The sequence below is a fragment of the Microbacterium sp. p3-SID336 genome, assembly GCF_025143365.1.
Taxonomy (GTDB): Bacteria; Actinomycetota; Actinomycetes; order Actinomycetales; family Microbacteriaceae; genus Microbacterium.
Map to the genome: position 1 here is coordinate 57,762 of NZ_JALXPE010000007.1, position 24,955 is coordinate 82,716.

27 protein-coding genes and 2 tRNA genes are annotated in these 24,955 nt (G+C 69.6%); 17 read left to right on the plus strand and 12 right to left on the minus strand.

Features of this window, described 5'->3' with window-relative positions; all coding sequences use genetic code 11:
- The first annotated feature begins 63 nt into the window (after positions 1-63).
- From gatC to M3C17_RS03450, 6 genes are read left to right on the plus strand one after another with little or no spacing between them, the layout of a single operon-like run.
- The gene (gatC, locus tag M3C17_RS03425) at positions 64-363 is read left to right on the plus strand and encodes an Asp-tRNA(Asn)/Glu-tRNA(Gln) amidotransferase subunit GatC (protein WP_259976239.1); all 300 of its coding nucleotides are present in this window, start codon (positions 64-66) and stop codon (positions 361-363) included.
- Positions 360-1,877 carry an Asp-tRNA(Asn)/Glu-tRNA(Gln) amidotransferase subunit GatA gene (gene gatA / locus M3C17_RS03430; RefSeq protein WP_259976240.1) on the plus strand — a complete coding sequence of 506 codons (1,518 nt, stop codon included), beginning with the start codon at positions 360-362 and terminating at the stop codon, positions 1,875-1,877. The genes gatC and gatA overlap by 4 nt, the downstream gene beginning before the upstream one ends.
- The gene (gene gatB, locus M3C17_RS03435; protein ID WP_259976241.1) at positions 1,877-3,394 is read left to right on the plus strand and encodes an Asp-tRNA(Asn)/Glu-tRNA(Gln) amidotransferase subunit GatB; all 1,518 of its coding nucleotides are present in this window, start codon (positions 1,877-1,879) and stop codon (positions 3,392-3,394) included. Before gatA ends, gatB begins: the two co-directional genes overlap by 1 nt.
- A gap of 51 nt (positions 3,395-3,445) precedes the next feature.
- Positions 3,446-4,702, plus strand: a complete 1,257-nt coding sequence (locus M3C17_RS03440) for a DNA polymerase IV (protein WP_259976242.1) — start codon at positions 3,446-3,448, stop codon at positions 4,700-4,702.
- Between the two features lie 38 nt (positions 4,703-4,740).
- Positions 4,741-5,058 carry a hypothetical protein gene (locus M3C17_RS03445; RefSeq protein WP_136031854.1) on the plus strand — a complete coding sequence of 106 codons (318 nt, stop codon included), beginning with the start codon at positions 4,741-4,743 and terminating at the stop codon, positions 5,056-5,058.
- The gene (locus M3C17_RS03450) at positions 5,042-5,623 is read left to right on the plus strand and encodes a hypothetical protein (RefSeq protein WP_259976243.1); all 582 of its coding nucleotides are present in this window, start codon (positions 5,042-5,044) and stop codon (positions 5,621-5,623) included. Before M3C17_RS03445 ends, M3C17_RS03450 begins: the two co-directional genes overlap by 17 nt.
- 7 nt (positions 5,624-5,630) lie before the next feature.
- Here the strand turns inward: M3C17_RS03450 and M3C17_RS03455 are convergent, their stop codons facing one another.
- The 6 genes from M3C17_RS03455 to orn form a co-directional block, all read right to left on the minus strand.
- A complete protein-coding gene (locus tag M3C17_RS03455) occupies positions 5,631-6,128 on the minus strand; it encodes a DUF2017 domain-containing protein (RefSeq protein ID WP_259976245.1) in 498 nt (165 codons plus the stop codon).
- Positions 6,125-6,415: an ATP-dependent Clp protease adapter ClpS gene (gene clpS, locus M3C17_RS03460; RefSeq protein ID WP_259976246.1), complete on the minus strand. Its 291-nt coding sequence runs from the start codon at positions 6,413-6,415 to the stop codon at positions 6,125-6,127. The genes M3C17_RS03455 and clpS overlap by 4 nt, the downstream gene beginning before the upstream one ends.
- A gap of 2 nt (positions 6,416-6,417) precedes the next feature.
- Entirely contained in the window at positions 6,418-6,765 is a 348-nt protein-coding gene (locus M3C17_RS03465; RefSeq protein WP_259976247.1) for a metallopeptidase family protein, read from the minus strand.
- 35 nt (positions 6,766-6,800) lie between these two features.
- Positions 6,801-7,430, minus strand: a complete 630-nt coding sequence (locus M3C17_RS03470; RefSeq protein ID WP_259976248.1) for a LysE family translocator — start codon at positions 7,428-7,430, stop codon at positions 6,801-6,803.
- An 85-nt stretch (positions 7,431-7,515) separates the two neighbouring features.
- Positions 7,516-7,591, minus strand: a tRNA-His gene (locus tag M3C17_RS03475).
- Between the two features lie 36 nt (positions 7,592-7,627).
- Positions 7,628-8,254 carry an oligoribonuclease gene (orn, locus tag M3C17_RS03480; RefSeq protein ID WP_259976249.1) on the minus strand — a complete coding sequence of 209 codons (627 nt, stop codon included), beginning with the start codon at positions 8,252-8,254 and terminating at the stop codon, positions 7,628-7,630.
- A gap of 61 nt (positions 8,255-8,315) precedes the next feature.
- Between orn and M3C17_RS03485 the strand changes: the two genes are divergently transcribed.
- A tRNA-Arg gene (locus M3C17_RS03485) sits at positions 8,316-8,388 on the plus strand.
- A gap of 23 nt (positions 8,389-8,411) precedes the next feature.
- On the opposite strand, the gene M3C17_RS03490 is transcribed toward M3C17_RS03485, so the two are convergent.
- A complete protein-coding gene (locus tag M3C17_RS03490) occupies positions 8,412-8,681 on the minus strand; it encodes a hypothetical protein (protein ID WP_259976250.1) in 270 nt (89 codons plus the stop codon).
- A 204-nt stretch (positions 8,682-8,885) separates the two neighbouring features.
- On the opposite strand from M3C17_RS03490, the gene M3C17_RS03495 reads away from it, so the two are divergent.
- The 4 genes from M3C17_RS03495 to M3C17_RS03510 all read left to right on the plus strand — a co-directional run bounded on the left by M3C17_RS03495 (position 8,886) and on the right by M3C17_RS03510 (position 12,297).
- Positions 8,886-9,404, plus strand: coding sequence for a single-stranded DNA-binding protein (locus tag M3C17_RS03495; protein ID WP_259976251.1), 519 nt, complete (start codon positions 8,886-8,888; stop codon positions 9,402-9,404).
- A gap of 146 nt (positions 9,405-9,550) precedes the next feature.
- Positions 9,551-10,042, plus strand: coding sequence for a DUF6993 domain-containing protein (locus M3C17_RS03500; RefSeq protein ID WP_259976252.1), 492 nt, complete (start codon positions 9,551-9,553; stop codon positions 10,040-10,042).
- Between the two features lie 81 nt (positions 10,043-10,123).
- Positions 10,124-11,803, plus strand: coding sequence for an energy-dependent translational throttle protein EttA (gene ettA, locus M3C17_RS03505; protein WP_259976253.1), 1,680 nt, complete (start codon positions 10,124-10,126; stop codon positions 11,801-11,803).
- 5 nt (positions 11,804-11,808) lie between these two features.
- Entirely contained in the window at positions 11,809-12,297 is a 489-nt protein-coding gene (locus M3C17_RS03510; RefSeq protein WP_259976254.1) for a thioesterase family protein, read from the plus strand.
- Positions 12,298-12,421: 124 nt separating this feature from the next.
- On the opposite strand, the gene M3C17_RS03515 is transcribed toward M3C17_RS03510, so the two are convergent.
- On the minus strand, positions 12,422-13,312 hold the full coding sequence (locus M3C17_RS03515; protein WP_259976255.1) for an acyl-CoA thioesterase II: 891 nt from the start codon (positions 13,310-13,312) through the stop codon (positions 12,422-12,424).
- 49 nt (positions 13,313-13,361) lie between these two features.
- On the opposite strand from M3C17_RS03515, the gene M3C17_RS03520 reads away from it, so the two are divergent.
- Complete coding sequence (locus M3C17_RS03520) at positions 13,362-14,027, plus strand: hypothetical protein (RefSeq protein ID WP_259976256.1); 666 nt, start codon at positions 13,362-13,364, stop codon at positions 14,025-14,027.
- 41 nt (positions 14,028-14,068) lie between these two features.
- Here M3C17_RS03520 and M3C17_RS03525 read toward each other — a convergent pair whose 3' ends face one another.
- From M3C17_RS03525 to pepN, 4 genes are all read right to left on the minus strand, one after another.
- Positions 14,069-15,733, minus strand: coding sequence for an FAD-binding dehydrogenase (locus M3C17_RS03525; RefSeq protein WP_259976257.1), 1,665 nt, complete (start codon positions 15,731-15,733; stop codon positions 14,069-14,071).
- Positions 15,730-16,179, minus strand: a complete 450-nt coding sequence (locus M3C17_RS03530; RefSeq protein WP_259976258.1) for a globin — start codon at positions 16,177-16,179, stop codon at positions 15,730-15,732. Before M3C17_RS03530 ends, M3C17_RS03525 begins: the two co-directional genes overlap by 4 nt.
- Positions 16,176-17,249 (minus strand): mechanosensitive ion channel family protein, encoded by a 1,074-nt coding sequence (locus tag M3C17_RS03535; RefSeq protein ID WP_259976259.1) that lies wholly within the window; start codon positions 17,247-17,249, stop codon positions 16,176-16,178. The genes M3C17_RS03530 and M3C17_RS03535 overlap by 4 nt, the downstream gene beginning before the upstream one ends.
- A 79-nt stretch (positions 17,250-17,328) precedes the next feature.
- A complete protein-coding gene (gene pepN, locus M3C17_RS03540) occupies positions 17,329-19,881 on the minus strand; it encodes an aminopeptidase N (RefSeq protein WP_259976260.1) in 2,553 nt (850 codons plus the stop codon).
- A gap of 174 nt (positions 19,882-20,055) precedes the next feature.
- Here pepN and M3C17_RS03545 point away from each other — a divergent pair, with 174 nt between their 5' ends.
- From M3C17_RS03545 to M3C17_RS03565, 5 genes are read left to right on the plus strand one after another with little or no spacing between them, the layout of a single operon-like run.
- Positions 20,056-21,240 carry a ferrochelatase gene (locus tag M3C17_RS03545; RefSeq protein ID WP_259976261.1) on the plus strand — a complete coding sequence of 395 codons (1,185 nt, stop codon included), beginning with the start codon at positions 20,056-20,058 and terminating at the stop codon, positions 21,238-21,240.
- Between the two features lie 38 nt (positions 21,241-21,278).
- Positions 21,279-21,764: a ribose-5-phosphate isomerase gene (locus tag M3C17_RS03550; protein WP_259976262.1), complete on the plus strand. Its 486-nt coding sequence runs from the start codon at positions 21,279-21,281 to the stop codon at positions 21,762-21,764.
- A gap of 1 nt (position 21,765) precedes the next feature.
- A complete protein-coding gene (locus M3C17_RS03555; RefSeq protein ID WP_259976263.1) occupies positions 21,766-22,767 on the plus strand; it encodes an Fpg/Nei family DNA glycosylase in 1,002 nt (333 codons plus the stop codon).
- A 41-nt stretch (positions 22,768-22,808) separates the two neighbouring features.
- Positions 22,809-23,450: an FMN-binding negative transcriptional regulator gene (locus M3C17_RS03560; RefSeq protein ID WP_259976264.1), complete on the plus strand. Its 642-nt coding sequence runs from the start codon at positions 22,809-22,811 to the stop codon at positions 23,448-23,450.
- A complete protein-coding gene (locus M3C17_RS03565; protein ID WP_259976265.1) occupies positions 23,447-24,943 on the plus strand; it encodes an amidohydrolase in 1,497 nt (498 codons plus the stop codon). The genes M3C17_RS03560 and M3C17_RS03565 overlap by 4 nt, the downstream gene beginning before the upstream one ends.
- The last annotated feature ends 12 nt before the right edge of the window (positions 24,944-24,955 follow it).

Genomic DNA, 24,955 nt, shown 5'->3' on the forward strand with positions numbered 1-24,955 from the left:
CGCCCAGCTTAGGCGGGCGATGTCGCGCCGGTTCGGCCGCGGCGCGCCAACTAGACTGGGGTGGTGTCTGAAATCACCCCTGATCTTGTGCGCCATCTCGGCGTGCTCGCGCGCATCCAGCTGAACGACGACGAGGTGACGCGGCTCACGGGCCAGCTCGACGCCATCGTCGACAACATCGCGAAGGTGTCGGAGGTCGCGACCGCCGATGTCGCCGCGACCAGCCACCCGATCCCGCTGAGCAATGTGTTCCGACCCGATGAGGTCGGCGTGACGCTCACCCACGAGCAGGTGCTGCAGAACGCGCCGGATGCCGCGGACGGCCGCTTCCGTGTGACCGCGATCCTGGGAGAAGAGCAGTGAGCGACATCATCCGGCTGACCGCGGCGGAGCTCGCCGACAGCCTCGCCTCCGGTGAGGTCTCCAGCGTCGAGGCCACTCAGGCGCACCTCGACCGCATCGCGCAGGTGGACGGCGACGTGCACGCGTTCCTCCACATCAACGAGCACGCGCTGGAGGCGGCGGCCGCGGTCGACGCCCGGCGCGCAGCGGGGGAGCAGCTGGGGCCGATCGCCGGCGTGCCGCTCGCCATCAAGGACGTGCTGGTGACGACCGACCAGCCGACCACGAGCGGATCGCGGATCCTCGAGGGCTACCGCTCGCCCTATGACGCGACCGTCGTCGCCCGGTCCCGCGCGGCAGGTCTCATCCCGCTCGGCAAGACCAACATGGACGAGTTCGCGATGGGCTCATCGACGGAGCACTCGGCGTACGGACCCACCAGGAACCCGTGGGACCTCGACCGTATCCCCGGCGGCTCCGGGGGCGGCTCCGCGGCGGCGGTGGCGGCGTTCGAGGCACCTCTCGCCCTCGGCTCCGACACCGGCGGCTCGATCCGCCAGCCCGCGCACGTGACGGGCACGGTGGGCGTGAAGCCGACGTACGGCGGCGTCAGCCGCTACGGCGCGATCGCGCTCGCCTCAAGCCTCGACCAGGTCGGTCCGGTCACGCGGACCGTGCTCGATGCCGGTCTGCTGCACGACGCCATCGGCGGTCACGACCCGAAGGACTCGACGTCGCTGACCGACGTCTGGCCGTCCTTCGCCGATGCCGCCCGCGAGGGCGCCAGGGGCGACGTGCTGAAGGGCCTGCGCGTCGGCGTGATCCGCGAGCTGCCGGACAGCGGCTTCCAGCCGGGTGTCGCCGCGTCGTTCCGCAGCGCGCTCGCGCTGATGGAGGCGCAGGGAGCCGAGATCGTCGAGGTCGACGCCCCGCACTTCGAGTACGGCGTCGCCGCGTACTACCTGATCCTCCCGGCGGAGGCCTCCAGCAACCTCGCGAAGTTCGACTCGGTGCGCTTCGGTCTCCGGGTCACACCGGAGGGCAACCCCACGGTCGAGGACGTGATGTCCGCCACGCGCGACGCCGGTTTCGGCGACGAGGTGAAGCGTCGCATCATCCTCGGCACGTATGCGCTCTCCGCCGGCTACTACGACGCGTACTACGGCAGCGCGCAGAAGGTGCGGACGCTCATCCAGCAGGACTTCGCGCGAGCGTTCGCCGGTGTCGACGTCATCGCCACCCCGTCGGCGCCGACGACGGCCTTCAAGCTCGGGGAGAAGATCGACGATCCGCTCCAGATGTACCTGAACGACGTCACCACGATCCCCGCGAACCTCGCCGGTGTGCCCGGCATCTCCATCCCGAGCGGTCTGGCGGAGGAGGACGGTCTGCCCGTCGGCATCCAGTTCCTCGCCCCCGCGCGGGAGGACGCACGTCTGTACCGGGTGGGTGCGGCGCTGGAGGCGCTGCTCGTTGACTCGTGGGGAGCCCCGCTGCTCACCCGCGCACCCCAGCTCGCAGGAGGGAACCGCTGATGGCTGCCGCAGCCAAGCTGATGGACTTCGACAAGGCGCTCGAGCTCTTCGAGCCGGTCCTCGGGTTCGAGGTGCACGTCGAGCTCAACACGAACACGAAGATGTTCTCGGATGCGCCCAACCCGGCCAACGAGGCGTATCACGCGGCGGAGCCGAACACGCTGATCGCCCCTGTGGACCTGGGACTGCCGGGGTCGCTCCCGGTCGTGAACGAGACGGCCGTCCGCTCGTCGATCAGCCTGGGCCTCGCGCTCGGCTGCTCGATCGCGGAGTCCAGCCGGTTCGCGCGGAAGAACTACTTCTACCCCGACCTGGGCAAGAACTACCAGATCTCGCAGTACGACGAGCCGATCGCGTTCGAGGGCTCGGTGGAGGTGGAGCTCGAGGACGGCACCATCGTGACGATCCCGATCGAGCGCGCGCACATGGAGGAGGACGCGGGCAAGCTGACCCACATGGGGGGAGCGACCGGACGCATCCAGGGTGCGGAGTACTCGCTCGTGGACTACAACCGCGCGGGTGTGCCCCTGGTCGAGATCGTCACGAAGACGATCTTCGGCACCGAGCACCGCGCGCCCGAGGTCGCGAAGGCCTATGTCGCGGCGATCCGCGACATCGTCCGCGGACTGGGCATCTCCGAAGCGCGGCTGGAGCGCGGCAACCTGCGCTGCGATGCGAACGTGTCGCTGCGTCCGCGCGGCGTGGAGAAGCTCGGCACGCGCACCGAGACGAAGAACGTGAACTCGATGCGCTCCGTCGAGCGCGCGGTCCGCTACGAGATCCAGCGTCAGGCGCAGATCCTCGCGGACGGCGGGACGATCATCCAGGAGACCCGTCACTGGCACGAGGACACCGGAACGACGTCGCCCGGTCGCCCGAAGTCGGACGCCGACGACTACCGCTACTTCCCGGAGCCCGACCTGCTGCCGGTGCAGCCGGCCCCCGAGCTCGTCGAAGAGCTGCGTGCGGCTCTGCCCGAGCAGCCCGTGGCGCGCCGTCGTCGCCTGATGACCGAGTGGGGCTTCACGCCTCTGGAGTTCCAGGACGTGCGCAACGGCGGTCTGCTCGACGTGGTCGAGTCCACGATCGCGGCAGGAGCCACTCCGGCGACCGCACGGAAGTGGTGGACGGGCGAGGTCACGCGTCTCGCGAACGCCCAGGAGAAAGACGCGACCGAGCTGATCAGCCCCGAGAACGTCGCGGCGTTGCAGCAGCTCGTCGACGCCGGAACGCTCACCGACAAGCTGGCGCGTCAGGTGCTGGAGGGCGTCATCGCGGGCGAGGGCACGCCGCAGGAGGTCGTCGACGCCCGGGGGCTCGCCGTGGTGTCCGACGACGGCGCACTGATCGCGGCCATCGACGAGGCCCTTGCCGCGCAGCCCGACATCCTCGCGAAGATCAAGGACGGGAAGGTGCAGGCTGCCGGCGCGGTCATCGGCGCGGTCATGAAGGCCATGAAGGGCCAGGCGGACGCTGCCCGCGTGCGCGAACTGGTCCTCGAGCGCGCCGCACAGTGAGTCTCGCTCTCTCCCGGGTCTCGTGTCGGGGGCCCGGGAGAGAATGGACCCATGGGACACGGTGACGGCAGAGGGCGCATGGTGTCCTCGGCCGATGCCGACGACTCCGGCACGCGCATCCTCCACGTCGACATGGACGCGTTCTACGCCGCGGTCGAGGTGCTCGACGATCCGAGCCTGCGAGGGCTGCCGCTGATCATCGGGTCGCCCGACGGCCGCTCCGTGGTGTCGAGTGCGTCATACGAGGCACGACGCTACGGCGTCCGCTCGGCGATGCCGGTCTCGCAGGCACTGCGACTGTGCCCTGGTGCCCGCGTAGTCCCCCCGCACTTCTCCCGGTACCAGGAGGTGTCCCGCCAGGTCATGGCGATCTTCGAGTCGTTCACGCCTCTGGTGGAACCGCTGTCGGTCGACGAGGCCTTCCTCGACGTCCAGGGCGTGCGGCGGCTCTGGGGGAGCCCGGCCCGTATCGCCGGCCTCATCCGCGAGCGGGTCCAGGCGGAGGTCGGCATCACCTGCAGCGTGGGCGTCGCGTCCACGAAGCACGTCGCGAAGATGGCGTCCACGATCGCGAAGCCGGACGGCATGCTCGTGATCGCGGCCGCCGACACCCTGGACTTCCTCGCCCCGCGCTCGGTGCGTGCGCTCTGGGGCGTCGGGCCGAAGGCCGCGGAATCGCTCGAGGCCCGCGGGATCCGCACGATCCGCGACATCCGCGAGACGCCGCAGGAGACGCTGGACCGGGCGGTGGGGCCGGCTCTCAGCGCGCGGCTCGTGCAGCTCGCCCGCGGGGAGGACGCGCGAGCCGTGGACACCGAGCGCGTGGAGAAGAGCATCGGCCATGAGGAGACGTTCGATCAGGACATCGCCGATCGGGAGTTCCTGCGGGCCGAGCTGCTGCGGCTGTCCGACCGCGTCGGCGCGCGGCTGCGGCGAGCCGGCTGGGAGACCTCGACCGTCTCGATCAAGATCCGGTTCGCCGACTTCCGCACGGTGAACCGTTCGCAGACGCTGACCGAGCCCACGGCGGTGAGCCAGCGCATCGGCGAGGCCGCTCAGGGCCTGTTCGAACTCATCGATCGCCGCGATCCGATCCGGCTCGTGGGGGTGCGCGCCGAGAAGCTGCGCCCGGCGGGAGGCGGTGCCCTCGCGCTCTGGGACGAGGACGAGGACTGGCGCAAGGTGGAAGGTGCCGTGGACGAGGCGATCGCGCGCTTCGGCACGGCGACCATCAGCCGCGCGCGGCACATCGGACGCGGCGAGGGCCGTGGTGCGGCGCGGCATCCGAAGGATCACGGCGTGGATTGAGGGGCGCGCACGGCGTCTCGGTCGGCTACCGTGGGAGCATGCCGAACATTGCACTGGAACTCGGGAAGCAGGTCGCGTCCTTCGGCGTGAAGAGCGCGTATGGAGAGCCGCAGGACGTCGACGGCGTGAGCGTCACCCCGGTGGCCTTCACCTACTCGGGCTTCGGCGGCGGAAGCGGAGACGGTGCCGAGGGCGGTGGCGGCGGCGGTGTGTCCATCCCGGTCGGCGTGTATGTGCGGCGCGAAGAGGGTCTGCGCTTCGAGCCGAACATCGTGACGCTGCTCGTGGTGGCGGTGCCGTTCGTCTGGGTGACCGGGCGAGCACTCACGCGCATCATCCGTGCGCTCAAGAAGTGACGACGCCGTCGCAGCGGCTCTGGAGCACGCCGCGACCCTGATCACGCGCGACGTCCTGGCGGTGTCCGCCGCGAATCCGGTGATCATCATCGACGGCGGCAGCGGGGCCGGAAAGACCTCACTCGCGGAGCGGCTGGCCGAGCTGTGGCCTCTGGCCGGACGAGTGCAGGTGATCGCGCTGGACTCCCTGTACCCGGGCTGGGACGGGCTCGATGCGGGCGCGGAGCGGGCCCTCGACGGCATTCTGCGTCCGCACGGCCGGGGGCTGCTCGGCACGTGGAACCGATGGGACTGGGTCCGCGGCGAGGATGCGGAAAGCCACGCCGTCGACCCCGCGCTCGGTGTGATCGTCGAGGGCAGCGGCATCCTGCGCCCGTCCACGGCGGACCTGGCGGACGTGCGCGTCTGGATCGAATCCGCGGAGTCGTCTCGCAAGCCCAGGGCGCTCGCGCGCGACGGGGACGCCTATCGGCCGCACTGGGACAGATGGGCGGCGCAGGAGCGGAGGCACGTGGAGCGCGACGACCCGCGCTCGCTGGCGACGCGGATCATCACCGTTCCCTGACCGGGGCTCAGCTGCCAGAGTCGGTGAGCAGTTCGTCCGCCGCCTCGATCAGCAGCTCCAGGCGGTATCCGAGCCAGTCGTACAGGTCCGTACCGTCGGTGCGGCCGCCGCCGACATCCTCCGTGGTGATGCCCAAGCGCTCTGCGAGGACGAGGCGGATCGCCGTCAGGGTGCGCAACCAGGCATCGATGTCAGCCTGACGGACCGCGACCTGCCGCATCGCGTGTGCTTCCGCCACCGTGAGCTCTGCTGCCCCGTCGAATGCCGTGAGGGCCGAGCGCATCGTGCGCGCATCGAGGAGGCGCCGATCCAGCAGGTCGTCCCGCGTGGCGATGCCGAACTCTGCGGACGCCGCGGCATCCTCAGGGTACGCATCCGGCGTGAGCCGAGCGATCGCATGGTCAGCGGCGTCCTTCGTCCCGACCAACTCGATGAAGTCGTCCACGATGCGGGCGAGGTGACGCCCCTCGATCTCGGCGAGCGAGAACACGAGCGGCGCGCTCATTCGGCAGCCTTCCTGACCGTCGCCCAGAGGCCGTAGTCGTGCATCGCCTGGGCATGCACCTCCATGGTCTCCCGCGGACCGGTCGCGACGATCGCGTGCCCGTCGTGATGGACCGCGAGCATGAGCGCGGTCGCGTGATCGAGGGAGTAGCCGAAGTACGTGCGGAACACACGCACGACGTAGCTCATCAGGTTGACCGGGTCGTTCCAGACCACGACCTGCCAGGGTTCGAGAGGGGCAGCGGTCAGCTCGGTCCTCTCGTCGAGATCGGGGAGCGCGGTACTCATGGTCACGCCCATCCGAGTTCGTGCAGCTGCGCGTCGTCGATGCCGTGGAAGTGGGCGATCTCGTGCACCAGTGTGGTGTGGATCTCATCCCGGAGCTCGTCGATGGTCTCGCACTGCGCCAGATGCGGTTCCCGGTACAGGATGATGCGGTCGGGCAGCTCGCCCATGCCGTACTGCGTGCGCTCGGTCAACGCCAGGCCGTCGTAGAGACCGAGCAGATCGAGGCTCCCGTCCTCCGGGCGATCCTCGACGACGAAGACGACGTTCTCCAGCTGCTCGACCATGTCGTCTGGCAACTGGTCGAGCTCCTCGATCACGAGCGCCTCGAAGGCGGCGGCATCCATGTCCATCGTCACCAGCCTAGAGGCGGTGAGAGCCGCTCCGCTCAGTGCAGGAGGACGAGCAGCAGGGCGACGCCGATGAACAGGGAGCCGAACACGCTGTTGAGGATGCGTTGCCCGCGCGCGGTGGCGGTGAGCCGCCGGAACGGACGTGCGGCGGCGGCGAAGAAGCCCCACATGACCAGCACATCCACCACCACGACCGTCGTGACCAGCGCGAGATACTGCGGGAGCGGCGGCTCATCCGGGCGGATGAACTGCGGGATGAACGCCAGGAAGAAGACGATCGCCTTCGGGTTGAGCAGGTTGACCCAGAATCCGCGGCGCATCATCGACCAGTGGCTCTCATGCGGGTCTGTCGGAGCGGGGGAGTCGTCGGTCCCGATCGTCGGTCGGCTGAAGATGAGGCGGAGCCCGAGGAACACGAGGTAGGCGGCACCGGCGTACCTGATCGCGTTGAACAGGAGCTCGGAGCGGGACACGAGCAGGCCGACGCCCGCCGCGACGATCACGACATGAACGATGAGAGCGATCTGCTGCCCGATGATGCCCCAGATCGAGCGTCGCCATCCCTGCGTGAGCGCGTTCGACATCGTGTTGATCGCGCCGGCGCCCGGCGTGAAGCTGATCACCACGGAGGCGGTGAGCAACGAGAACCAGACCGCCAGTGACACCCCATCAGTGTAGGGCCCTGTCGGGTCGGGTCTCGGCGCCATGACACGAGAGAAGCCCGGGCCGCGGGGGCCGGGTCTCTCTTCCTGGGGTGAGTAACGGGGCTTGAACCCGCGACCTCCTGGACCACAACCAGGCGCTCTACCAACTGAGCTATACCCACCATGCGCCCGCCGAAACAGGCAACCCTACGATTCTATTACATGTTCGAGGTGAACTCGGACACGGTGCGCGCGGCGATGTTCTTCGCGTCATCGCTGGAGGGTCCGGGCTCGTCGACGAACACCGCCTCGCGGTAGTAACGGAGCTCCCGGATCGACTCGAGGATGTCAGCGAGGGCGCGATGCCCGCCGTCCTTCACGGGGGCCTGGAAGAACACCCGCGGGTACCAGCGGCGGGACAGCTCCTTGATGCTCGAGACGTCGACGTTCCGGTAGTGCAGCCACTGGTCGACCTGCGGCATGTACTTCGCGAGGAACATGCGGTCGGTGCCGATGGTGTTGCCGGCGAGCGGCGCCTTCCGCTCCAGTGGCACGAAGCGCTTGATGTAGGCGAGGGTCTGCGCCTCGGCCTCGTCGAGAGTGACCCCGAGCGGGATCTCCTCGATGAGCCCGGAGGTCTCGTGCATCTTCGTGACGAAGTCGTTCATGTGGGACAGTGCATCGTCGCTCGGCTTGATGACGACCTGGAAGCCGGGGTCGAGCGGACGCAACTCGAAGTCGGTGATGACAACGGCGATCTCCACGAGCTCATCCACGGCGAGATCGAGGCCCGTCATCTCGCAGTCGATCCAGACGAGCCGGTCGTTCTCGGAGGCAGATACCATATCGCCATCCTATCGACGGCTCCGACATCGCCCCGCGGAGCGCGGTACGGTAGAAGAGTCCGCCTCCGTAGCTCAGGGGATAGAGCAGGAGCCTTCTAATCTCTTGGTCGCAGGTTCGAATCCTGCCGGGGGCGCTTCACCGCCCGGGCGTCTTCGCTCAGCAGTACCGCAGTGCCGCAACGGCATCGTCGGCGCGCCAGAACTCGCCGATCACGCGGAACGTGCCGGTCGCCAGGTGCAGGCGCTCCGCGCGGTAGCGCAGCCCCAGGGGATCGGCGACGAGGCGCAGATGGCCGAGCACGTGCTCACGTGCATCCTGGACCCGCCAGAGGTGGTCCGCCGCGCGGACCAGGTGCTCCCTCTCCGAGGCGAGGTGAGGTGCCACCAGCGGGATCTCGGTCGCCGGGGCGGTCATGCTGTCAGTCATCGAAACTCCTTTCCTGTCTCGAACATATGACCGACCACCGACATTCGGTTCGACGAGCGACACGCGTGCGGCCTGGTCTTTTCTGCACGAACGTCGTTCGGCGCTGATCGTCCACAGTGCCCGGCTTCTGGGTGATCGGGCGCCGGGCCGGCGGCGCAGTCTGGAGGCAGCCGGCGACCGCCGGGATCGAGAGGAGAGCACATCATGGTGGAGACGATCACAGTCGTCGGGCGGGTTGCGACCGATCCGACGCAGGGCCAGACCGGGAGCGGTGTCCCCGTGACGAACTTCCGGCTCGCGAGCACCCATCGACGCTTCGACACCGCCACCCAGACCTGGATCGACACCGACACCAACTGGTTCTCGGTGGCTGCCTTCCGGCAGCTCGGGGAGAACGCCCGAGCTTCCCTGCGCGTCGGGGACGGCGTGATCGTGAGCGGACGGCTCCGGGTACGGGCGTGGGAGAGCAACGGGAAGCACGGAACGAGCGTCGACATCGAGGCGGACGCGATCGGGCATGACCTGCGCTGGGGTACCACCGCCTTCCGTCCCGGTCCGCGCAGGACCGGCCGCGGTGACGCCTGGGACGCCTCCGACCGCTCGGACGAGACGGAGGCTCCGGCGGTCGAGTCCGAGCTGAGCCCCGAGGATTCGGACTGGGACGCCCCTATGATCGAGCACGGGTTCGCGGATCGGGACCTCGCGGACGCGCGAGAGGCCTGACGCGGCAGGACGCGGGGCGGGGAGCCGGGCCTCGCGCCGGGCGGGGAGCCGGGCGTCGCACCGGGCACCGTGTCGGGCGGGGCGTCGAGCGGGGGAGTCTCAGCCGGCGGATGGGAGGTCTGAGCCCGCCGACGTAGACTCTGCACGTGCTTCGAACGCTCCCGTCTCCGCGTGCCCTCGGCATGCTCGCAGCCGCCAGCGCAGCGCTGATCATCCTGGCAGGCTGCGCGCCCGCGCAGGAGCAGCAGTCCCGGCCGACGGCAAGCCCGTCCGCCTCTGGGGCGGTCACACCGGCGCCTGCGCCCACGCTGCTCCCGGAGGGAACGGCCGAGGACAACCTCCCGCTGTTCCGTGCTGTCGCTGAGGGCGTGTGGTCGACCGAACAGCGCGCGGAGGGGCGTGCGTACGTCGACGGTCTCGTCGCGGCGGGCTTCGATCGCGCGGCGATGCAGGTGACGCCCGATCAGACGACCGTGGGCAACCCGGTCGAGAGTCTGCAGTTCTCCGTGCGATGGGGGGAGGAGTCCTGTCTCGTCGGGCAGGTCGGTCCATCGACGGGCGAGGTCGTCACCAAGGTCATGCCGCAGCTCGCCGGCGGGCGCTGTCTCGTCGGCCAGACGCGGCCGATCGACTGGTGACACGGGGCACACGAACCCACCCCGTAGCGGCCGGTAGGCTGGAGTGTCGATCCTCGACGCCAACAGAAGGAGCGGTTTTCGGTGGCTGAGTACATCTACTCGATGGTGCGTGCGCGCAAGGCTGTGGGCGAGAAGCTCATCCTCGACGACGTGACGATGGCGTTCCTGCCAGGGGCGAAGATCGGCATGGTCGGTCCGAACGGCGCCGGAAAGTCGACGATCCTCAAGATCATGGCGGGGCTCGACACGCCGTCCAACGGCGAGGCCAAGCTCTCGCCCGGATACTCCGTGGGCATCCTCATGCAGGAACCGGAGCTCGATGAGTCGAAGACCGTGCTGGAGAACATCCAGGACGGCATCGCGATCAAGGCGAAGCTCGACCGCTTCAACGAGATCTCCGCGCTCATGGCCGACCCTGACGCCGACTTCGATGCGCTGCTCGCCGAGATGGGCACGCTGCAGGAGGAGATCGACGCCGCCGACGGCTGGGACCTCGACTCCCAGCTCGAGCAGGCGATGGACGCGCTCCGCACGCCTCCGGGCGATGCCGCGATCGCGCCGCTCTCCGGTGGTGAGAAGCGTCGCGTCGCGCTCGCGAAGCTCCTGCTGCAGAAGCCGGATCTGCTGCTGCTCGACGAGCCCACCAACCACCTCGACGCGGAGAGCGTGCTGTGGCTCGAGCAGCATCTGCAGTCGTACAAGGGCGCGGTCATCGCGATCACCCACGATCGGTACTTCCTCGACCACGTCGCCGAGTGGATCGCCGAGGTCGACCGGGGCCGCCTGATCGGCTACGAGGGCAACTACTCGACCTACCTCGAGAAGAAGGCGGAGCGCCTCGACATCCAGGGCAAGAAGGACGCGAAGCTCGCCAAGCGCCTGAAGGACGAGCTCGAGTGGGTGCGGTCCAGTGCCAAGGGCCGCCAGACCAAGTCCAAGGCCCGCCTCGCCCGCTACGAGGAGATGGCGGCGGAGGCGGAGCGGACGCGGAAGCTCGACTTCGAGGAGATCCAGATTCCCGCCGGTCCCCGTCTGGGCAGCGTCGTGATCGAGGCGAAGAACCTCAAGAAGGGCTTCGACGGCCGCTCGCTCATCGACGGCCTCAGCTTCAGCCTGCCGCCGAACGGCATCGTGGGCGTCATCGGCCCGAACGGCGTCGGAAAGACCACCCTGTTCAAGACGATCGTCGGTCTGGAGCCGCTCGACGGCGGTGACCTCAAGGTCGGCGAGACCGTGAAGATCAGCTACGTCGACCAGTCCCGGTCGTCGATCGATCCGAACAAGACCCTCTGGGAGGTCGTCTCGGACGGGCTCGACTTCATCACGGTCGGCAAGACCGAGATCCCGTCGCGTGCGTACGTGTCGAAGTTCGGGTTCAAGGGGCCGGACCAGCAGAAGAAGGCCGGCGTGCTCTCCGGCGGTGAGCGGAACCGTCTCAACCTCGCGCTCACCCTGAAGGAGGGCGGCAACCTGCTGCTCCTCGACGAGCCGACCAACGACCTCGACGTCGAGACCCTGAGCTCGCTCGAGAACGCTCTGCTGGAGTTCCCCGGCTGCGCCGTGGTCATCACCCACGACCGGTGGTTCCTCGACCGCATCGCGACCCACATCCTCGCCTACGAGGGAACCGACGAGAAGCCCGACCAGTGGTACTGGTTCGAGGGCAACTTCGAGGCGTACGAGCAGAACAAGATCGAGCGCCTGGGACCGGACGCGGCCAAGCCCCACCGTTCCACGCACCGCAAGCTCACTCGCGACTGACGACGATGACCGAGTCCTCGCCGGATACCCGTCTGCACATCCCGATCCACCTTCGCTGGGGCGATCTGGATGCGTTCAACCACGTCAACAACACCTCGATGCTCAAGCTGCTCGAGGAGGCGCGGGTGCGCGCCTTCTGGCGTGCGGGTCCCGGCGAGGAGGCGCCCTCGACGGCGGTCCTCGACTCAGGCATCGAAGAGGGGATCCTCACGCTGATCGCCCGGCAGGAGATCGAGTACCTCGCACCCGTGCCGTACCAGCGCCGACCACTCGAGGTGCAGATGTGGTTCGGCAAGCTCGGCGGCTCGAGCGTCGAGGTCTGCTACGAGGTGCACAACGACCCCGCGGCGGAGCCCCGCGAGCTGTACGCGCGGTCCACGGCGATCATCGTGCTCGTCGACGCCGGGACCGGACGTCCGACCCGGCTCACTCCGGAGATGCGCGAGGCGTGGGAGCCGTACGTGGGTTCGTCGATCGAGTACGCGCACCGCTGAGCGCCCCGCGGACGGGTCGCTGGGCACCCTCGGATAAGTCGCTGAGGAACCCCGGACGGGTCGCCGAGCGCAACGTTCGGGGCGCTGAGCACCCCCGGACGGCTCGTTGAACGCGACGCACGGGTCAGGCGTGGTCGACCGGCACCCGGATCATGATCTCCTGCGCCACACTCGCCACCAGGCTGCCGTCCCGCGTGAAGATCCGCCCCGTCGCGAGTCCTCGTCCGCCGCGGGCGTTCGGCGACTCCTGCTCGTAGAGCAGCCACTCGTCGACCCTGGCGGGTCGATGCCACCACATCGCGTGGTCCAGGCTGGCGACCTTGAGACCCGGCAGCGCCCAGGAGACGCCGTGCGCACGCAGGATGGACTCCTGGATGGTCATGTCGCTCAGGTAGGCGAGTGCAGCGCGGTGCAGGCGCTGGTTGTCGGGGAGCGGTGCACGCAGTCGCATCCACACGCCCTGGCGGGGGACGCGCTCGTCGTCGTTCGGGAGGTACAGCGGCGAATCGATGTGGCGGATGTCGGCGGCACGCTCGCTCAGCATCCGCAGGGCTCCGCCGGTCAGGCCGGGGACCCGCTCCTCGTCCGGCGCGAGGCTCTCCGGCTCCGGAACGCCCTCCGGCATCGGCTCCGCGTGCTCGACGCCCGGATCGGCGTCCTGGAACGAGGCGATCATCGAGAAGATCGGCACCCCGTTCTGATAGGCCTGCGTGCGCCGGGTGGAGAAGGAGCGTCCGTCATGGATGCGGTCGACGGCGATCGTGATCCCCTGCGCGGCGTCGCCAGGGCGCAGGAAGTAGCCGTGCATCGAGTGGACGGCCCTGTCCTCGGGCAGGGTGCGCTCCGCGGCGAGCAGCGTCTGCGCGAGCACCTGGCCGCCGTAGATGCGCCCGCTCGGCATCGGGTGCGAGGAGCCGGTGAAGATGTCCTCGGTGGTGCGAGCCTGGGTCGCATCCAGGTCGAGCACCTCCAGAAGGGTCTCGACGGTCCGGATGGCGTGCACGTCCGCGCTCATGGCTTCCTCTCCGCGTCCGCTGACGCCGGTCCTTGGTAGTTTAGAACGCGTGTCCCACCGCCTCGTTCTCGCCGACCCGGATACGGCGAAGGACGTTCTGACGTTCGTCGGCCGCGCTGCCAGGATCACCGATGAGGGGGTGCGGCTGCAGGGCAGTCGCGGGGTGCTCGCGCTCACCACGGCCGTGCTCGCGCCCCAGGCGCTGTTCGATCAGACGCCCACCATCCTCGCGATGCGCATCGTGCACGCCGACCCCGAACTCGAATGCGACGTGGTGGTGGACTCCCTCTCGGCGACCGACGCCGACGCGAGCCTCGCCCTCCCCGAGACCGGGATGTCGCCGGCGTGGGCGGGCGTCGCCCCGCCGCGCCAGGGGTGGGCGGTGGAATCCGCGCTTCCGGCGTCCGTGATCGCTCAGCGGGCGCAGTGGGGCATCTCCGCGGTGGCACGCGGGGCAGGGCCGGGTTCGGGCGAGGAGGCCGTACGCGCCCTGCGGGCTGCCATCTGGGGCGAACCCGACGAGGATCTCGGCGGACTGCCGCGGGGCGTCGCGTTCGCCGCAGACGCGATGGGATTCATCTCGGGGGAGGAGCAGGTGCCGGTGTCCCGCGCCGGGCGGTGGACGCGGCTGGCGTTCCGTCGCGGCCATGTCCTCGCGCGCGGCCCCGTCGCGTCCGGTCTCACCCGCGTTCGCGACACGGGCTCCCCGGCCTGACCGGCAGCGGCCGCACGGAGACGTGGTCGGACAGCACCGGCTCAGACGGCGGAGGCGGCCGCGCGCCCGGCCTGTCGCCCGGAGAAGAGGCACCCGCCCAGGAACGTGCCCTCCAGCGCGCGGTAGCCATGCACGCCTCCGCCGCCGAAGCCGCTCGCCTCACCGGCCGCGTACAGCCCGAGCACCGGCTCACCGCTGGCGTTCAGCACCCTGCCGTCCAGGTCGGTGTTGATGCCGCCCAGCGACTTCCGCGTGAGGACATGCAGCTTCACGGCGATGAGCGGTCCGGCGGCAGGGTCCTGCAGACGGTGCGGCGCTGCGGTGCGGATGAGCTTGTCCCCCCGGTAGCCGCGCATGGAGCGCAGCATCCCGATCTGGGCGTCCTTCGTGAAGTCGTTGTCGATCTCGCGGTCGCGCGCCACGATCTCGCGCCGCACGGTGTCGATGTCCAGCGCGTCGCCGCCATCATGGCGCTTCATCTCCTCGAGAAGCGTCTCCATGTCGTTCTCCACGATGAAGTCCCGTCCCTCGTCGAGGAAGGACTGCACGGGCCCCGTCGGCCCCTTCGCGAGCCGTGAGCGCAGCAGCAGGGCCACGTCCTTGCCCGTCAGGTCGGGGTTCTGCTCGCTGCCGGAGAGGGCGAACTCCTTCTCAACGATCTGTCGCGAGGTGACGAACCAGGAGTGGTCGTGGCCGGTGGTGCGCAGATGCGCGAGCGTGCCCAGCGTGTCGAAGCCGGGGAAGAGCGGAACGGGAAGCCGCTTGCCGGTGGCGTCGAGCCACAGCGACGACGGACCGGGGAGGATGCGGATGCCGTGGGCCGGCCAGACCGGGTCCCAGTTCGTGATGCCCTCGACATAGTGCCACATGCGGTCCCCGTTGATGAGTCGCGCACCCGCGGCGGCGCTCACGGCCTGCATGGAGCCGTCCACGTACGCGGGGACGCCGGAGAGCATGTGCGTGGGCGGAGTGCCGAGGCGCGCGGGCCAGGCCGCGCGGACGAGTTCGTGGTTGCCGCCGATGCCGCCGGAGGACACGATGGTCGCGCTCGCGCTGATCTCGAACTCGCCGATGACCTCGCGCGAGGACGGGGCGCCCCGGTCGGCACCGCTCGAGGCGAGAACTGTGCCCCTGGCGCCCGTGACCCGGCCGTCGGTCAGCATCAGGCTCTCTACCCGGTGCCGCGCGAGCACGGTGAGCCGTCCCTCGCGCTCGCCCTGTTCCACCGCGGCGGCGAAGGGCGCGACGACACCGGGGCCGGTGCCCCACGTGATGTGGAACCGCGGCACGGAGTTGCCGGGGCCGATCGCGCCGTAGCCGCCGCGCTCCGCCCATCCCACCACGGGGAAGAAGCGGACTCCGAGCCCGTGCAGCCAGGAGCGCTTCTCGCCGGCCGCGAAGTTCAGGTACGCCTCCGCCCAGCGCCGCGGCCACTCGTCCTCAGGGCGGTCGAACGCGGCGTTGCCGAACCAGTCCTGCGTCGCCAGCTCCAGCGAGTCCCTGATGCCGAACCGGCGCTGTTCGGGGGAGTCGACGAAGAAGAGTCCGCCGAACGACCACCACGCCTGCCCGCCGAGGTTGGTCCGCGGCTCCTGGTCGACGATGATGACGCGGCGTCCGGCATCGAGTGCCTCGGTTGCGGCGACGAGCCCTGCCAACCCCCAACCGATCACCAGGACGTCTGCGGTCGGGGGCGTCGTCGTCATGCGTTCTCCGTTGATTCCTGACGTGAGCGGGTCTCCAGTGTGGGGCGCCCGTGCGGAGCCGGACCGATGCCCGACGGCTCGAATGTGTTCACCATGGCATAGGCGGCGCGCTCCAGGTAGTCCCACAACGTGGATTCGTGCAGCGGAGACAACTGCACCTCGTCGAGAGCGGTGCGCATGTGACGAAGCCAACGATCGCGCGCGTCGGGGTCGATGTGGAACGGGACGTGTCGCATGCGCAGTCGCGGGTGACCACGCGTCTCGCCGTAGGTGCCGGGGCCGCCCCAGTACTGCTCCAGGAACATGCGCAGCCGGTCCTCGGCGGGCCCGAGGTCCTCCTCGGGGTACATCGGCTTCAGGACCGGGTCCGATGCCACCTCACGGTAGAACACCGAGACGATCCGGCGGAACGTCTCGTGCCCGCCGACCTCGTCGTAGAACGTCATCTCTGCTCACTCCCATCGCCCGCCTGCTTCTTACGTCGCCAGATCCCGCGATCCGGCACGACCGGAACGCCGGTGACGGCGTTGGGACGCGTCTGGGGAGGGTTCGCTCCGCGCACACGTCGTGCGCCCTCCAGCCCCGTCGGCACGACATCCGTCATGCGCGGCACGGCGATGTCCTTCTCGAGCAGGGCCGCCCGGAGGCGCCGGCGGAGCTCCTGCGCGACGTCGTCCTTCGCATTCGCCCTCGTCTTGATGACCACACGGACGACAAGGGCGTCCCCGTCGATGGACTCCAGGCCCCAGAGCTCCGGCTTCTCCACGATGCGGGTGCGCCACTTCGGGTCCTTGGCCAGGGTCTGTGCGGTCTCCAGCATGATGTGCTCCACCTGCTCCAGGTCGGCGTCCGCGGCGACGCCCGTGTCGACGATCGCCCTGGCCCATCCCTGGGACATGTTGCCGATGCGCGTCACCTCGCCGTTGCGGACGTACCAGAGGGTGCCGTTGACGTCGCGCACCTGGGTGACGCGCACACTCACGTACTCCACGACGCCGCTGGCCAGACCGAGATCCACGACGTCGCCGATGCCGATCTGATCCTCCGCGACGAGGAAGATGCCGTTCAGGACGTCCTTGACGATGTTCTGCGCCCCGAAACCGAGGCCGGCGCCGACGGCGGCCGTCAGCAGCGTCAGCGAGCCGAGCAGGCTGTTGTCGATCGCGTTCACGATCAGCACGATCGCGATGACGACGAGCATCACATTGACGATGTTCTGCAGGATCGTGCCGAGGGTCCTGGTGCGCTGGACGAGCCGCATGTCGGCGAGCGGCGACCGTTCGAGGGCCTGCGTGTCGTCGACCGACGCCTTGTTCTTCGCGCTGTCCACGATGCGGTGCACGACGCGCTTGATCACGCCGCGGAGCACGAGCGCGATCAGCACGCACGAGGCGATGATGATGGCGACGACGAGCACCTTGCCGCCGATGTCCGCGAGGACGGCGAGCATCTTCTGCGACCACTCGGGAAGCGGGGTGGGCGTGGGGGCGGGGGTCGTCTCGGAGGGAATCAGCATCGCCTCGATTTTACCGAGCGGGCCTCTGCACCGGCTGGAAGCGCGGCGGCAGAGGCCCGGATCGGTGGCAGTGCGGTGGTCAGTCCTCGGCGTCGCGCGACTGGGCGGCGAGCGCCCGCTCGACGTCGGCGAGGTTCTCCAGGACCAGGCGACGCAGCGCCGGCGGCGCGTCCTGGTTCGCCGAGAGCCAGGTGCGGGTGGCATCGCGCAGAGCGACGTCGGCGAGTGCGGTGGGGAACAGACCGACGATCAGGTACTGCGCGATCTGGTAGGTGCGGGACTCCCACACGGGCAGGAGCATGTCGAAGTACCGCGGCACGAACTCGCCCAGCACGGCGGTGCCGGCCGGGTGCACGAAGCCGAGCGCGGCGGCGCGGACGATCGTGTTCGGCGCGTCGTCGCGCTCGATGAGCGATTCCCAGGCAGCGCGCTTCGACGCGGAGTCGGGAAGCGCGGCCCTGGCCTGCGCGGCGAACTCGGCTCCCTTGGCGGTGTTGTCTGCCGCGAGCGCTGCATCGATGGTTGCCGCGTCCGTGGCGCCGATCGTGGCGAGGCCCACGAGCAGCTGCCAGTTCAGGTCGGCGTCGATCTCCAGCCCTGGCAGCGTCTCCTCGCCGGAACGGAGGCGGCCGACGATGCCGGCGTGCTCCGGGGTCACCAGCGCGTTCGCGAACGCCGTGACGAACTGCAGCTGGCTGTCGCTGCCGGCCTCGGCCGACTCCGCGAGCGCCCACAGGCCGTCGGCGACCTTGAGTCGTGCCGCCTCGCGGTCGGCGGGAGCGACGTACAGCGTGGCGGCCGTGCGCAGCTGAGCGAGCGTGGTGCGCACCGTGGTCGATTCGGTCTCGCGTCCGATGTTGCCGAGCACGAGGTCGATGTAGTCCGAGGCCGCGGTCTCCGCATCGCGGGTCTGGTCCCACGCCGCCCCCCACACCAGCGAACGCGCGAGCGGGTCGTGAATGTCCGAGAGGTGGGCGATCGCCGTCGCGAGGGACTTCTCGTCCAGGCGGATCTTGGCGTAGGCGAGGTCGTCGTCGTTGAGGAGGATCAGATCGGGGCGTGCGAGGCCCTGCAGCTCCGGGACCTCGGTACGGTCGCCGTCCACGTCGACCTCGATGTGGTGCGTGCGGGTGAGGCTGCCGCCCTCCATCGAGTAGAAGCCGATGCCGAGGCGGTGCGGGCGGATCGTGGGATAGTCCGCGGGGGCCGTCTGGGTGATCGCGAAGCGCGAGATCTTCCCGTCGTCACCTTCCGCCACCACGGGCTCGAGGGTGTTGACCCCGGCCGTCTCGAGCCACTTCTTCGACCAGGTGCCGAGGTCGCGTCCGCTGGTGGCCTCGAGCTCGGAGAGCAGGTCGCTCAGCTCGGTGTTGCCCCAGGAGTGCTTCTGGAAGTACTGCGAGACGCCGGCGAAGAACGCCTCGATGCCGACCCAGGCCGCGAGCTGCTTGAGCACCGAGCCGCCCTTGGCGTACGTGATGCCGTCGAAGTTGACCTGCACGTCCTCCAGGTCGTTGATCTCCGCGACGATCGGGTGGGTGGACGGCAGCTGGTCCTGGCGGTACGCCCAGGTCTTCTCCATGGCGTTGAAGGTGGTCCACGCCTCGGTCCATTCGGTGGCCTCGGCCGTGGCGATGGTCGACGCCCACTCGGCGAACGACTCGTTCAGCCACAGGTCGTTCCACCACTTCATCGTGACGAGGTCGCCGAACCACATGTGCGCGAGCTCGTGCAGGATCGTGACGACCCGCCGCTCCTTGACCGCGTCGGTGACCTTGCTGCGGAAGACGTACGTCTCGGTGAACGTGACCGCTCCCGCGTTCTCCATGGCGCCCGCGTTGAACTCGGGCACGAAAAGCTGGTCGTACTTCGCGAACGGGTACGGGACGCCGAACTTCGACTCGAAGTAGGCGAAGCCCTCGCGGGTCTTGTCGAAGATGTAGTCGGCGTCCAGGTGCTGCCACAGGCTCTTGCGGCCGTAGACGCCGAGCGGGATGACGCGACCGGAGGCACTGGTCAGCTCGGAGAACGTGGCCTCGTACGGGCCCGCGACCAGCGCCGTGATGTACGAGGAGATCCGCGGCGTGGGCTCGAAGCCCCACGTGGCCGTGACGTCGTCGTCGTGCACGATCGGCTCGGGCGTGGGGGAGTTGGAGACGACCTTCCACGCGGCGGGCGCCGTCACCGTGAACTGGAACGTCGCCTTGAGGTCGGGCTGCTCGAACACCGCGAACACCCGGCGGGAATCCGGGACCTCGAACTGCGAGTAGAGGTAGACCTCGCCGTCGACCGGATCGACGAAGCGGTGCAGGCCCTCGCCCGTGTTGGTGTAGAGGCAGTCCGCATCGACGACCAGGACGTTCTCGGCCTGCAGGTTCGACAGCGCGATGCGCGAGTCCGCGAAGACGTCCTCGGGGTCGAGCTGCTCTCCGTTGAGCGAGATCTCCCTGACGTCGCGGGCGATGAGGTCGATGAAGGTGAAGCTGTCGGGCGTCGCGGAGAAGCGCACGACGCTGCGGGAGCCGAAGACCTCGGCGCCCTTGGTCAGATCGAGGGCGACCTCATAGGAGTGCGTGTCGATGACATCGCGGCGCTCCTGCGCTTCGATACGGGTGAGGTTCTCTCCAGGCAAAGCTGTACTCCCAGGGGTGAGGGGACGTAACCGGGGTCGGCGCAGTTGGCGTCGACGGCAACCCTGACAGCCTACGCCAGTGCGGCCGGTCCGCCTCACGACCGGGAGCTGCGGGCGCGAAAGTCACGGCCGGCGGCGGACGCCGGCGCTCCGTCGAGATGGGAGGATGGAGGGGTGACCGCGATCGAGCCGAATGTCGTTCCCTTTGCCTCGCCCGCCGCTGCCGGCGGCGCTCCCTATGTGACCACACCCGTCGCCTATGACGCCATCCTGCTGGCGAGCTTCGGCGGACCGGAGGGTCAGGAGGACGTGATCCCGTTTCTCCGCAACGTCACCCGGGGCCGCGGCATCCCCGACGAGCGGCTGGAGGAGGTGGCGCACCACTACCGCCACTTCGGCGGCGTCAGCCCGATCAACGGACAGAACCGTGTGCTGAAGGAGGCGCTCGAGGCGGCCCTGGCTGCGCGCGGCATCGACCTTCCCGTCTACTGGGGCAACCGCAACTGGGGTCCGTACCTCGAAGACGTCGTGCCGGAGGCCGAGCGGAACGGACACTCCACTCTGCTCGCCTTCGCCACCAGCGCGTACAGCTCCTTCTCCAGCTGCCGTCAGTACCGCGAGGACTTCGCCAGGGTGCTCGAGGAGACCGGGCTGGGTGACCGCGTCACGATCGACAAGATCCGGCCGTTCTACGATCACCCCGGCTTCGTCGAGGCCTTCGAGGCCGGAGTCCGGGAGGCGGTGCAGGGTTATCTCGACCAGGGCATCGCCCCCGCCGACATCCAGATCCTGTTCTCCACGCACAGCATTCCGACCGCGGACGCCGAGCGCTCGGGCGCCAGGGACATCGACTGGGGCGAGGGCGGCGCCTACGCGGCGCAGCACCTCGCTGTCGCCGCCTGGACCATGGACCAGGTCTGTGCCGCGCTTCCCGCCGCGGCCGACGTGCCCTGGGAGCTCGTGTATCAGTCCCGCTCCGGCCCCGCGTCACAGCCGTGGCTGGAGCCGGACGTGTGCGATGTCATCGGCGAGCTGCCGGGTCGCGGGCGCAAGGCCGTCGTGGTGGTGCCGGTCGGCTTCATGAGCGATCACATGGAGGTGCTCTGGGACCTCGACACCGAGGCGGCGGAGGCGGCCGAGGAGGCCGGTCTCGCGTTCACGCGGACGCCGACCCCCGGCGTGCGGCCTGCCTTCGTGGAGGGCATCGTCGACCTGATCCAGGAGCGCTTGGAGGGCCGGCCGAACGAGGAGCGCCCGCATGTGACGGCGCTTCCCGGCGCGTTCGACGTGTGCCGTCCCGGATGCTGCGAGAACGTGCGGGCGGGCTTCAAGCCCGCGGCAGCCGGCATCGCGCCCTGAGGCGGCCTCGCGGCCTCGCGGATTCTAGGATGGGACGCATGCGCATCCACATCGCCACCGACCACGCCGGCCTCGACTTCTCCACGCAGCTGCAGGCGCATCTGCGTGAGGCGGGGCACGAGGTGGTGGATCACGGTCCGGTCGAGTACGACGCACTCGACGACTACCCCGCGTTCTGCATCCGCGCCGCGCAGGCGGTCGTCGCGGACCAGCGGGAGGGCGTCGAGGCGCTTGGGATCGTTTTCGGCGGCTCCGGCAACGGCGAGCAGATCGCCGCGAACAAGGTGCAGGGCATTCGTGCCGCTCTGGTGTGGAACCTGTCCACCGCCGAGCTCGCGCGCGAGCACAACGATGCCAACGTCATCTCGATCGGCGCACGGCAGCACACGTACGACGAGGTGACGGCTCTCATCGACCGCTTCATTGCGACGCCGTTCTCCGGCGAGGAGCGCCACGTCCGCCGGATCGCGCAGATCGCCGACTTCGAGCGCGATGGGTCGCTGCTCCCGGACCCGCGAGCCTGAAATGCCCGAGGGTCATTCCGTCCACCGCATCGCCCGCCAGTTCGATCGCAACTTCATCGGCAAGGTGCTGCATGCCTCGAGCCCGCAGGGCCGTTTCGCCGAGGGGGCGGCGGTCCTCGACGGCCGCACGGCGGTGAGCGTGCAGGCCGTGGGCAAGCAGATGTTCCTGGAAGCCGAGGGCGACCTCTGGCTGCGCGTGCACCTCGGTCTGTACGGCGCCTGGGACTTCGCGGGGGAGATCCTCGTCGACCCGACGATCGCCTCGGCGAACGGTCGCATGGGTCAGACGAATCAGCGCGGTACCGTGCTGGACGACGAGCCGATCCTCGATGAGGCGGGGGAGAACTCCCTGGCGTCGATCGGAGCTCCCCGGCGCACCCGTGTGCACGTGCGCATGTCGGAGCAGACCAAGGGCCTCGCCGACGAGAGCGAGGAATGGCCGCCGCCCGTCGTCGGGCAGGTGCGACTGCGGCTGATGACTGACATCACGGTCGCCGACCTCCGCGGGCCGACGGCGTGCGTGCTGCAGTCGCCCGACGAGGTGCTCGCCACGATCGCGAAGCTCGGGCCGGACCCGCTTGTCGGAGACCCGGCGGAGAACGAGGAGCGGTTCGTGCGCGCCGTGCGCAAGAAGCCCACCGCGATCGCGCTGCTGCTGATGGATCAGTCCGTGGTGAGTGGTATCGGAAACGTGTACCGCGCCGAGATGCTGTTCCGGCAGCAGCTGAATCCGCACACGCCCGGACGCGACGTCCCGGAGGAGACGGTGCGCGCGATGTGGCAGGACTGGGTGCGTCTGCTCGCGATCGGCGTGGAGACCGGCCAGATGATGACCATGGACGGGCTGTCGGCCGACGAGTACCGCGCGGCGATGGCGAGCAGGGACGACCGCCACTGGGTGTACCACCGGGCTGGGCTGCCGTGCCGGGTGTGCGGAACGGAGATCGCGCTCGAGGAGATCGGGGCGCGCAAGCTGTACTGGTGCCCGCGCTGCCAGGCCTGAGGGTCGGATCGCCCTCCCTGCTGCGGCCCTAGGCTGAAGGGATGCGACAGAATCCGAGCTTCACGCTCGCCGATGTGGGCGAGATCCGCCGCGTGATCGATGCGAATCCGTGGGCGACGGTGGTGAGCGCAGGCGACGACGGGCTCGTCGCCTCCCACTACGCCGTGCTGCTCGACGAGGACCGCGAGGATCTCACGGTGGTCGGCCACGTCGGTCGTCCGGATGACCTGATCCACGGCCTGGGCTCACGCGAGGTGATGCTGGTGTTCCAGGGTCCGCACGGCTACATCTCGCCCGGCTGGTACGGCGACGTCGCCGCCGTCCCCACCTGGAACTACACCGCGGTGCATCTCGCCGGCGTGCCCGAGATCCTCACGACCGAGGAGAACCTGCGGGTGCTCGACCGCCTGGTCGACCGATTCGAGTCGCGCATGCCGGAGCCACGAGGGATGTGGGAGCGGCCGAACGATGCCGCGTTCGTCACCAGGCTCGAGGCCGGAACGGTGGGCTTCCGTCTGACGCCGACGAGGGTCGTCGCCAAGCGGAAGCTGAGCCAGAACAAGCCCGTGGAGACCATCGAGGCCGTCATCGCGGCGCTGGGCGCGGACGGACCCTATGCCAACGCGGCCCTGGCGGCGGAGATGCGACGCGCGCAGGATGCACGGACCGGAGGCTCCGCGTGACCGTGCGGGGTGCGGCGATCGAGACGGTGCGCGCCGTGCGCGTCGTCGGCCCGGGCAGCGAGTTTCTGCTCGGCGATGAGCCCGTCGATCTGCACCTCGCCGACGGTCGCATCGTCGACATCGCCCCGACGGGCGCGCTGCCGGCCCGGGGCGAGGTGCTGGACGCCGGCGGGCTGTGGGCCGTCCCCGGGCTGTGGGACAACCACGTGCACACCGTCCAGTGGGCTCTCGCCGCCGAGCGCGTCCCCCTCGGCGCGGCGGACTCGCCCGCGGCTGCGGCGGCACTGATGCGCGATGCGCCCGTTCTCGCGGACGGGCGCCGCGTGGGCAGCGGCTTCCGCGACGCACTGTGGGCCGACCGGCCGACGCTGGCGCTGCTGGACGCGTCGACGGGGTCGATCCCCACCTATCTGATCAACGCGGACGTGCACAGCGTGTGGCTCAACTCCGCGGCGCTTGCGCGCGAGGGCTTTCGCGGAGATGACGGCGTGCTCCGTGAGGAGGACGCGTTCGAGATCTCGCGCCGCCTGAACGCGGTGGACCCCGGCCACAGCGACCTCGCAGTGATCAGAGCCGGGGACGCAGCCGCAGCGCGGGGAGTCACCGGCCTCGTCGACTTCGACATGGCCTGGAACGCGGACGCGTGGCCTCGGCGGATCCGCGCCGGTTTCGCCGCCCACCGCGTCGAGTTCGCGTTCTACCCCGCGGATCTCGACCGCGCGATCGCCGCGGGACTGCGCAGCGGCGAGCTCCATGAGGAGGCGGACGTCCCCGAGCACGCGAAGGGTCTGATCCGCGTCGGCTCCCTCAAGATCATCACCGACGGCTCCCTCGGTACGCGGACCGCGGCATGCTCGCATCCCTATCCCGGTGATCCGGAGAACTTCGGCGTCCTCACGGTCCCGGAGGACCAGCTGGTGAGTCTGCTGACGACGGCGACGGCGGCCGGACTCTCGGTCGCTGCGCACGCGATCGGCGATCGCGCCGTGACCTCGGTGCTCGACGCCTTCACCGCGACCGGCGCCACCGGGTCGATGGAGCACGCACAGCTCGTGCGCCATGCGGATCTGGCGCGCTTCGCGCGTCTCGGGGTCATCGCGAGCGTGCAGCCGCAGCACGCGGTGGACGACAGGGATCTGGTCGAGCACCACTGGTCGGAGCAGACGGCCGTCGGCTACCCGCTGGCGACGCTGCGCGGCGCGGGCGCGGAACTGCGCTTCGGGTCGGATGCACCGGTGGCTCCGCTCGACCCGTGGCAGGCGATGGCCTCGGCGGTCTGGCGCACGGACGACGCACGGCCCGCGTGGCATCCCGAGGAGCGTCTCACGGTCGACCAGGCTCTCGCGGCCAGCGTGCGGTCCGCTCTGCGCCCGGGCGAGCCCGCGGATGTCGTGCTCACCGCCGTCGACCCGCGGACGGCTGACGCCTCCGCCCTCCGCGCCATGCCCGTCGCGGCCACGCTGCTCGCCGGCCGCGTGACATACGTGTCCTGATCCGCGTGCACG

Excerpts from the sequence above, each read along its gene's own strand:
- gatB (WP_259976241.1), top strand. The coding sequence starts at position 1,877 with ATGGCTGCCGCAGCCAAGCTGATGGACTTCGACAAGGCGCTCGAGCTC.
- M3C17_RS03440 (WP_259976242.1), top strand. The coding sequence starts at position 3,446 with ATGGGACACGGTGACGGCAGAGGGCGCATGGTGTCCTCGGCCGATGCC.
- M3C17_RS03445 (WP_136031854.1), top strand. The coding sequence starts at position 4,741 with ATGCCGAACATTGCACTGGAACTCGGGAAGCAGGTCGCGTCCTTCGGC.
- M3C17_RS03455 (WP_259976245.1), bottom strand. The coding sequence starts at position 6,128 with ATGAGCGCGCCGCTCGTGTTCTCGCTCGCCGAGATCGAGGGGCGTCAC.
- clpS (WP_259976246.1), bottom strand. The coding sequence starts at position 6,415 with ATGAGTACCGCGCTCCCCGATCTCGACGAGAGGACCGAGCTGACCGCT.
- M3C17_RS03465 (WP_259976247.1), bottom strand. The coding sequence starts at position 6,765 with ATGGACATGGATGCCGCCGCCTTCGAGGCGCTCGTGATCGAGGAGCTC.
- orn (WP_259976249.1), bottom strand. The coding sequence starts at position 8,254 with ATGGTATCTGCCTCCGAGAACGACCGGCTCGTCTGGATCGACTGCGAG.
- M3C17_RS03490 (WP_259976250.1), bottom strand. The coding sequence starts at position 8,681 with ATGACTGACAGCATGACCGCCCCGGCGACCGAGATCCCGCTGGTGGCA.
- M3C17_RS03495 (WP_259976251.1), top strand. The coding sequence starts at position 8,886 with ATGGTGGAGACGATCACAGTCGTCGGGCGGGTTGCGACCGATCCGACG.
- M3C17_RS03510 (WP_259976254.1), top strand. The coding sequence starts at position 11,809 with ATGACCGAGTCCTCGCCGGATACCCGTCTGCACATCCCGATCCACCTT.
- M3C17_RS03515 (WP_259976255.1), bottom strand. The coding sequence starts at position 13,312 with ATGAGCGCGGACGTGCACGCCATCCGGACCGTCGAGACCCTTCTGGAG.
- M3C17_RS03525 (WP_259976257.1), bottom strand. The coding sequence starts at position 15,733 with ATGACGACGACGCCCCCGACCGCAGACGTCCTGGTGATCGGTTGGGGG.
- M3C17_RS03530 (WP_259976258.1), bottom strand. The coding sequence starts at position 16,179 with ATGACGTTCTACGACGAGGTCGGCGGGCACGAGACGTTCCGCCGGATC.
- M3C17_RS03535 (WP_259976259.1), bottom strand. The coding sequence starts at position 17,249 with ATGCTGATTCCCTCCGAGACGACCCCCGCCCCCACGCCCACCCCGCTT.
- M3C17_RS03550 (WP_259976262.1), top strand. The coding sequence starts at position 21,279 with ATGCGCATCCACATCGCCACCGACCACGCCGGCCTCGACTTCTCCACG.
- M3C17_RS03555 (WP_259976263.1), top strand. The coding sequence starts at position 21,766 with ATGCCCGAGGGTCATTCCGTCCACCGCATCGCCCGCCAGTTCGATCGC.
- M3C17_RS03560 (WP_259976264.1), top strand. The coding sequence starts at position 22,809 with ATGCGACAGAATCCGAGCTTCACGCTCGCCGATGTGGGCGAGATCCGC.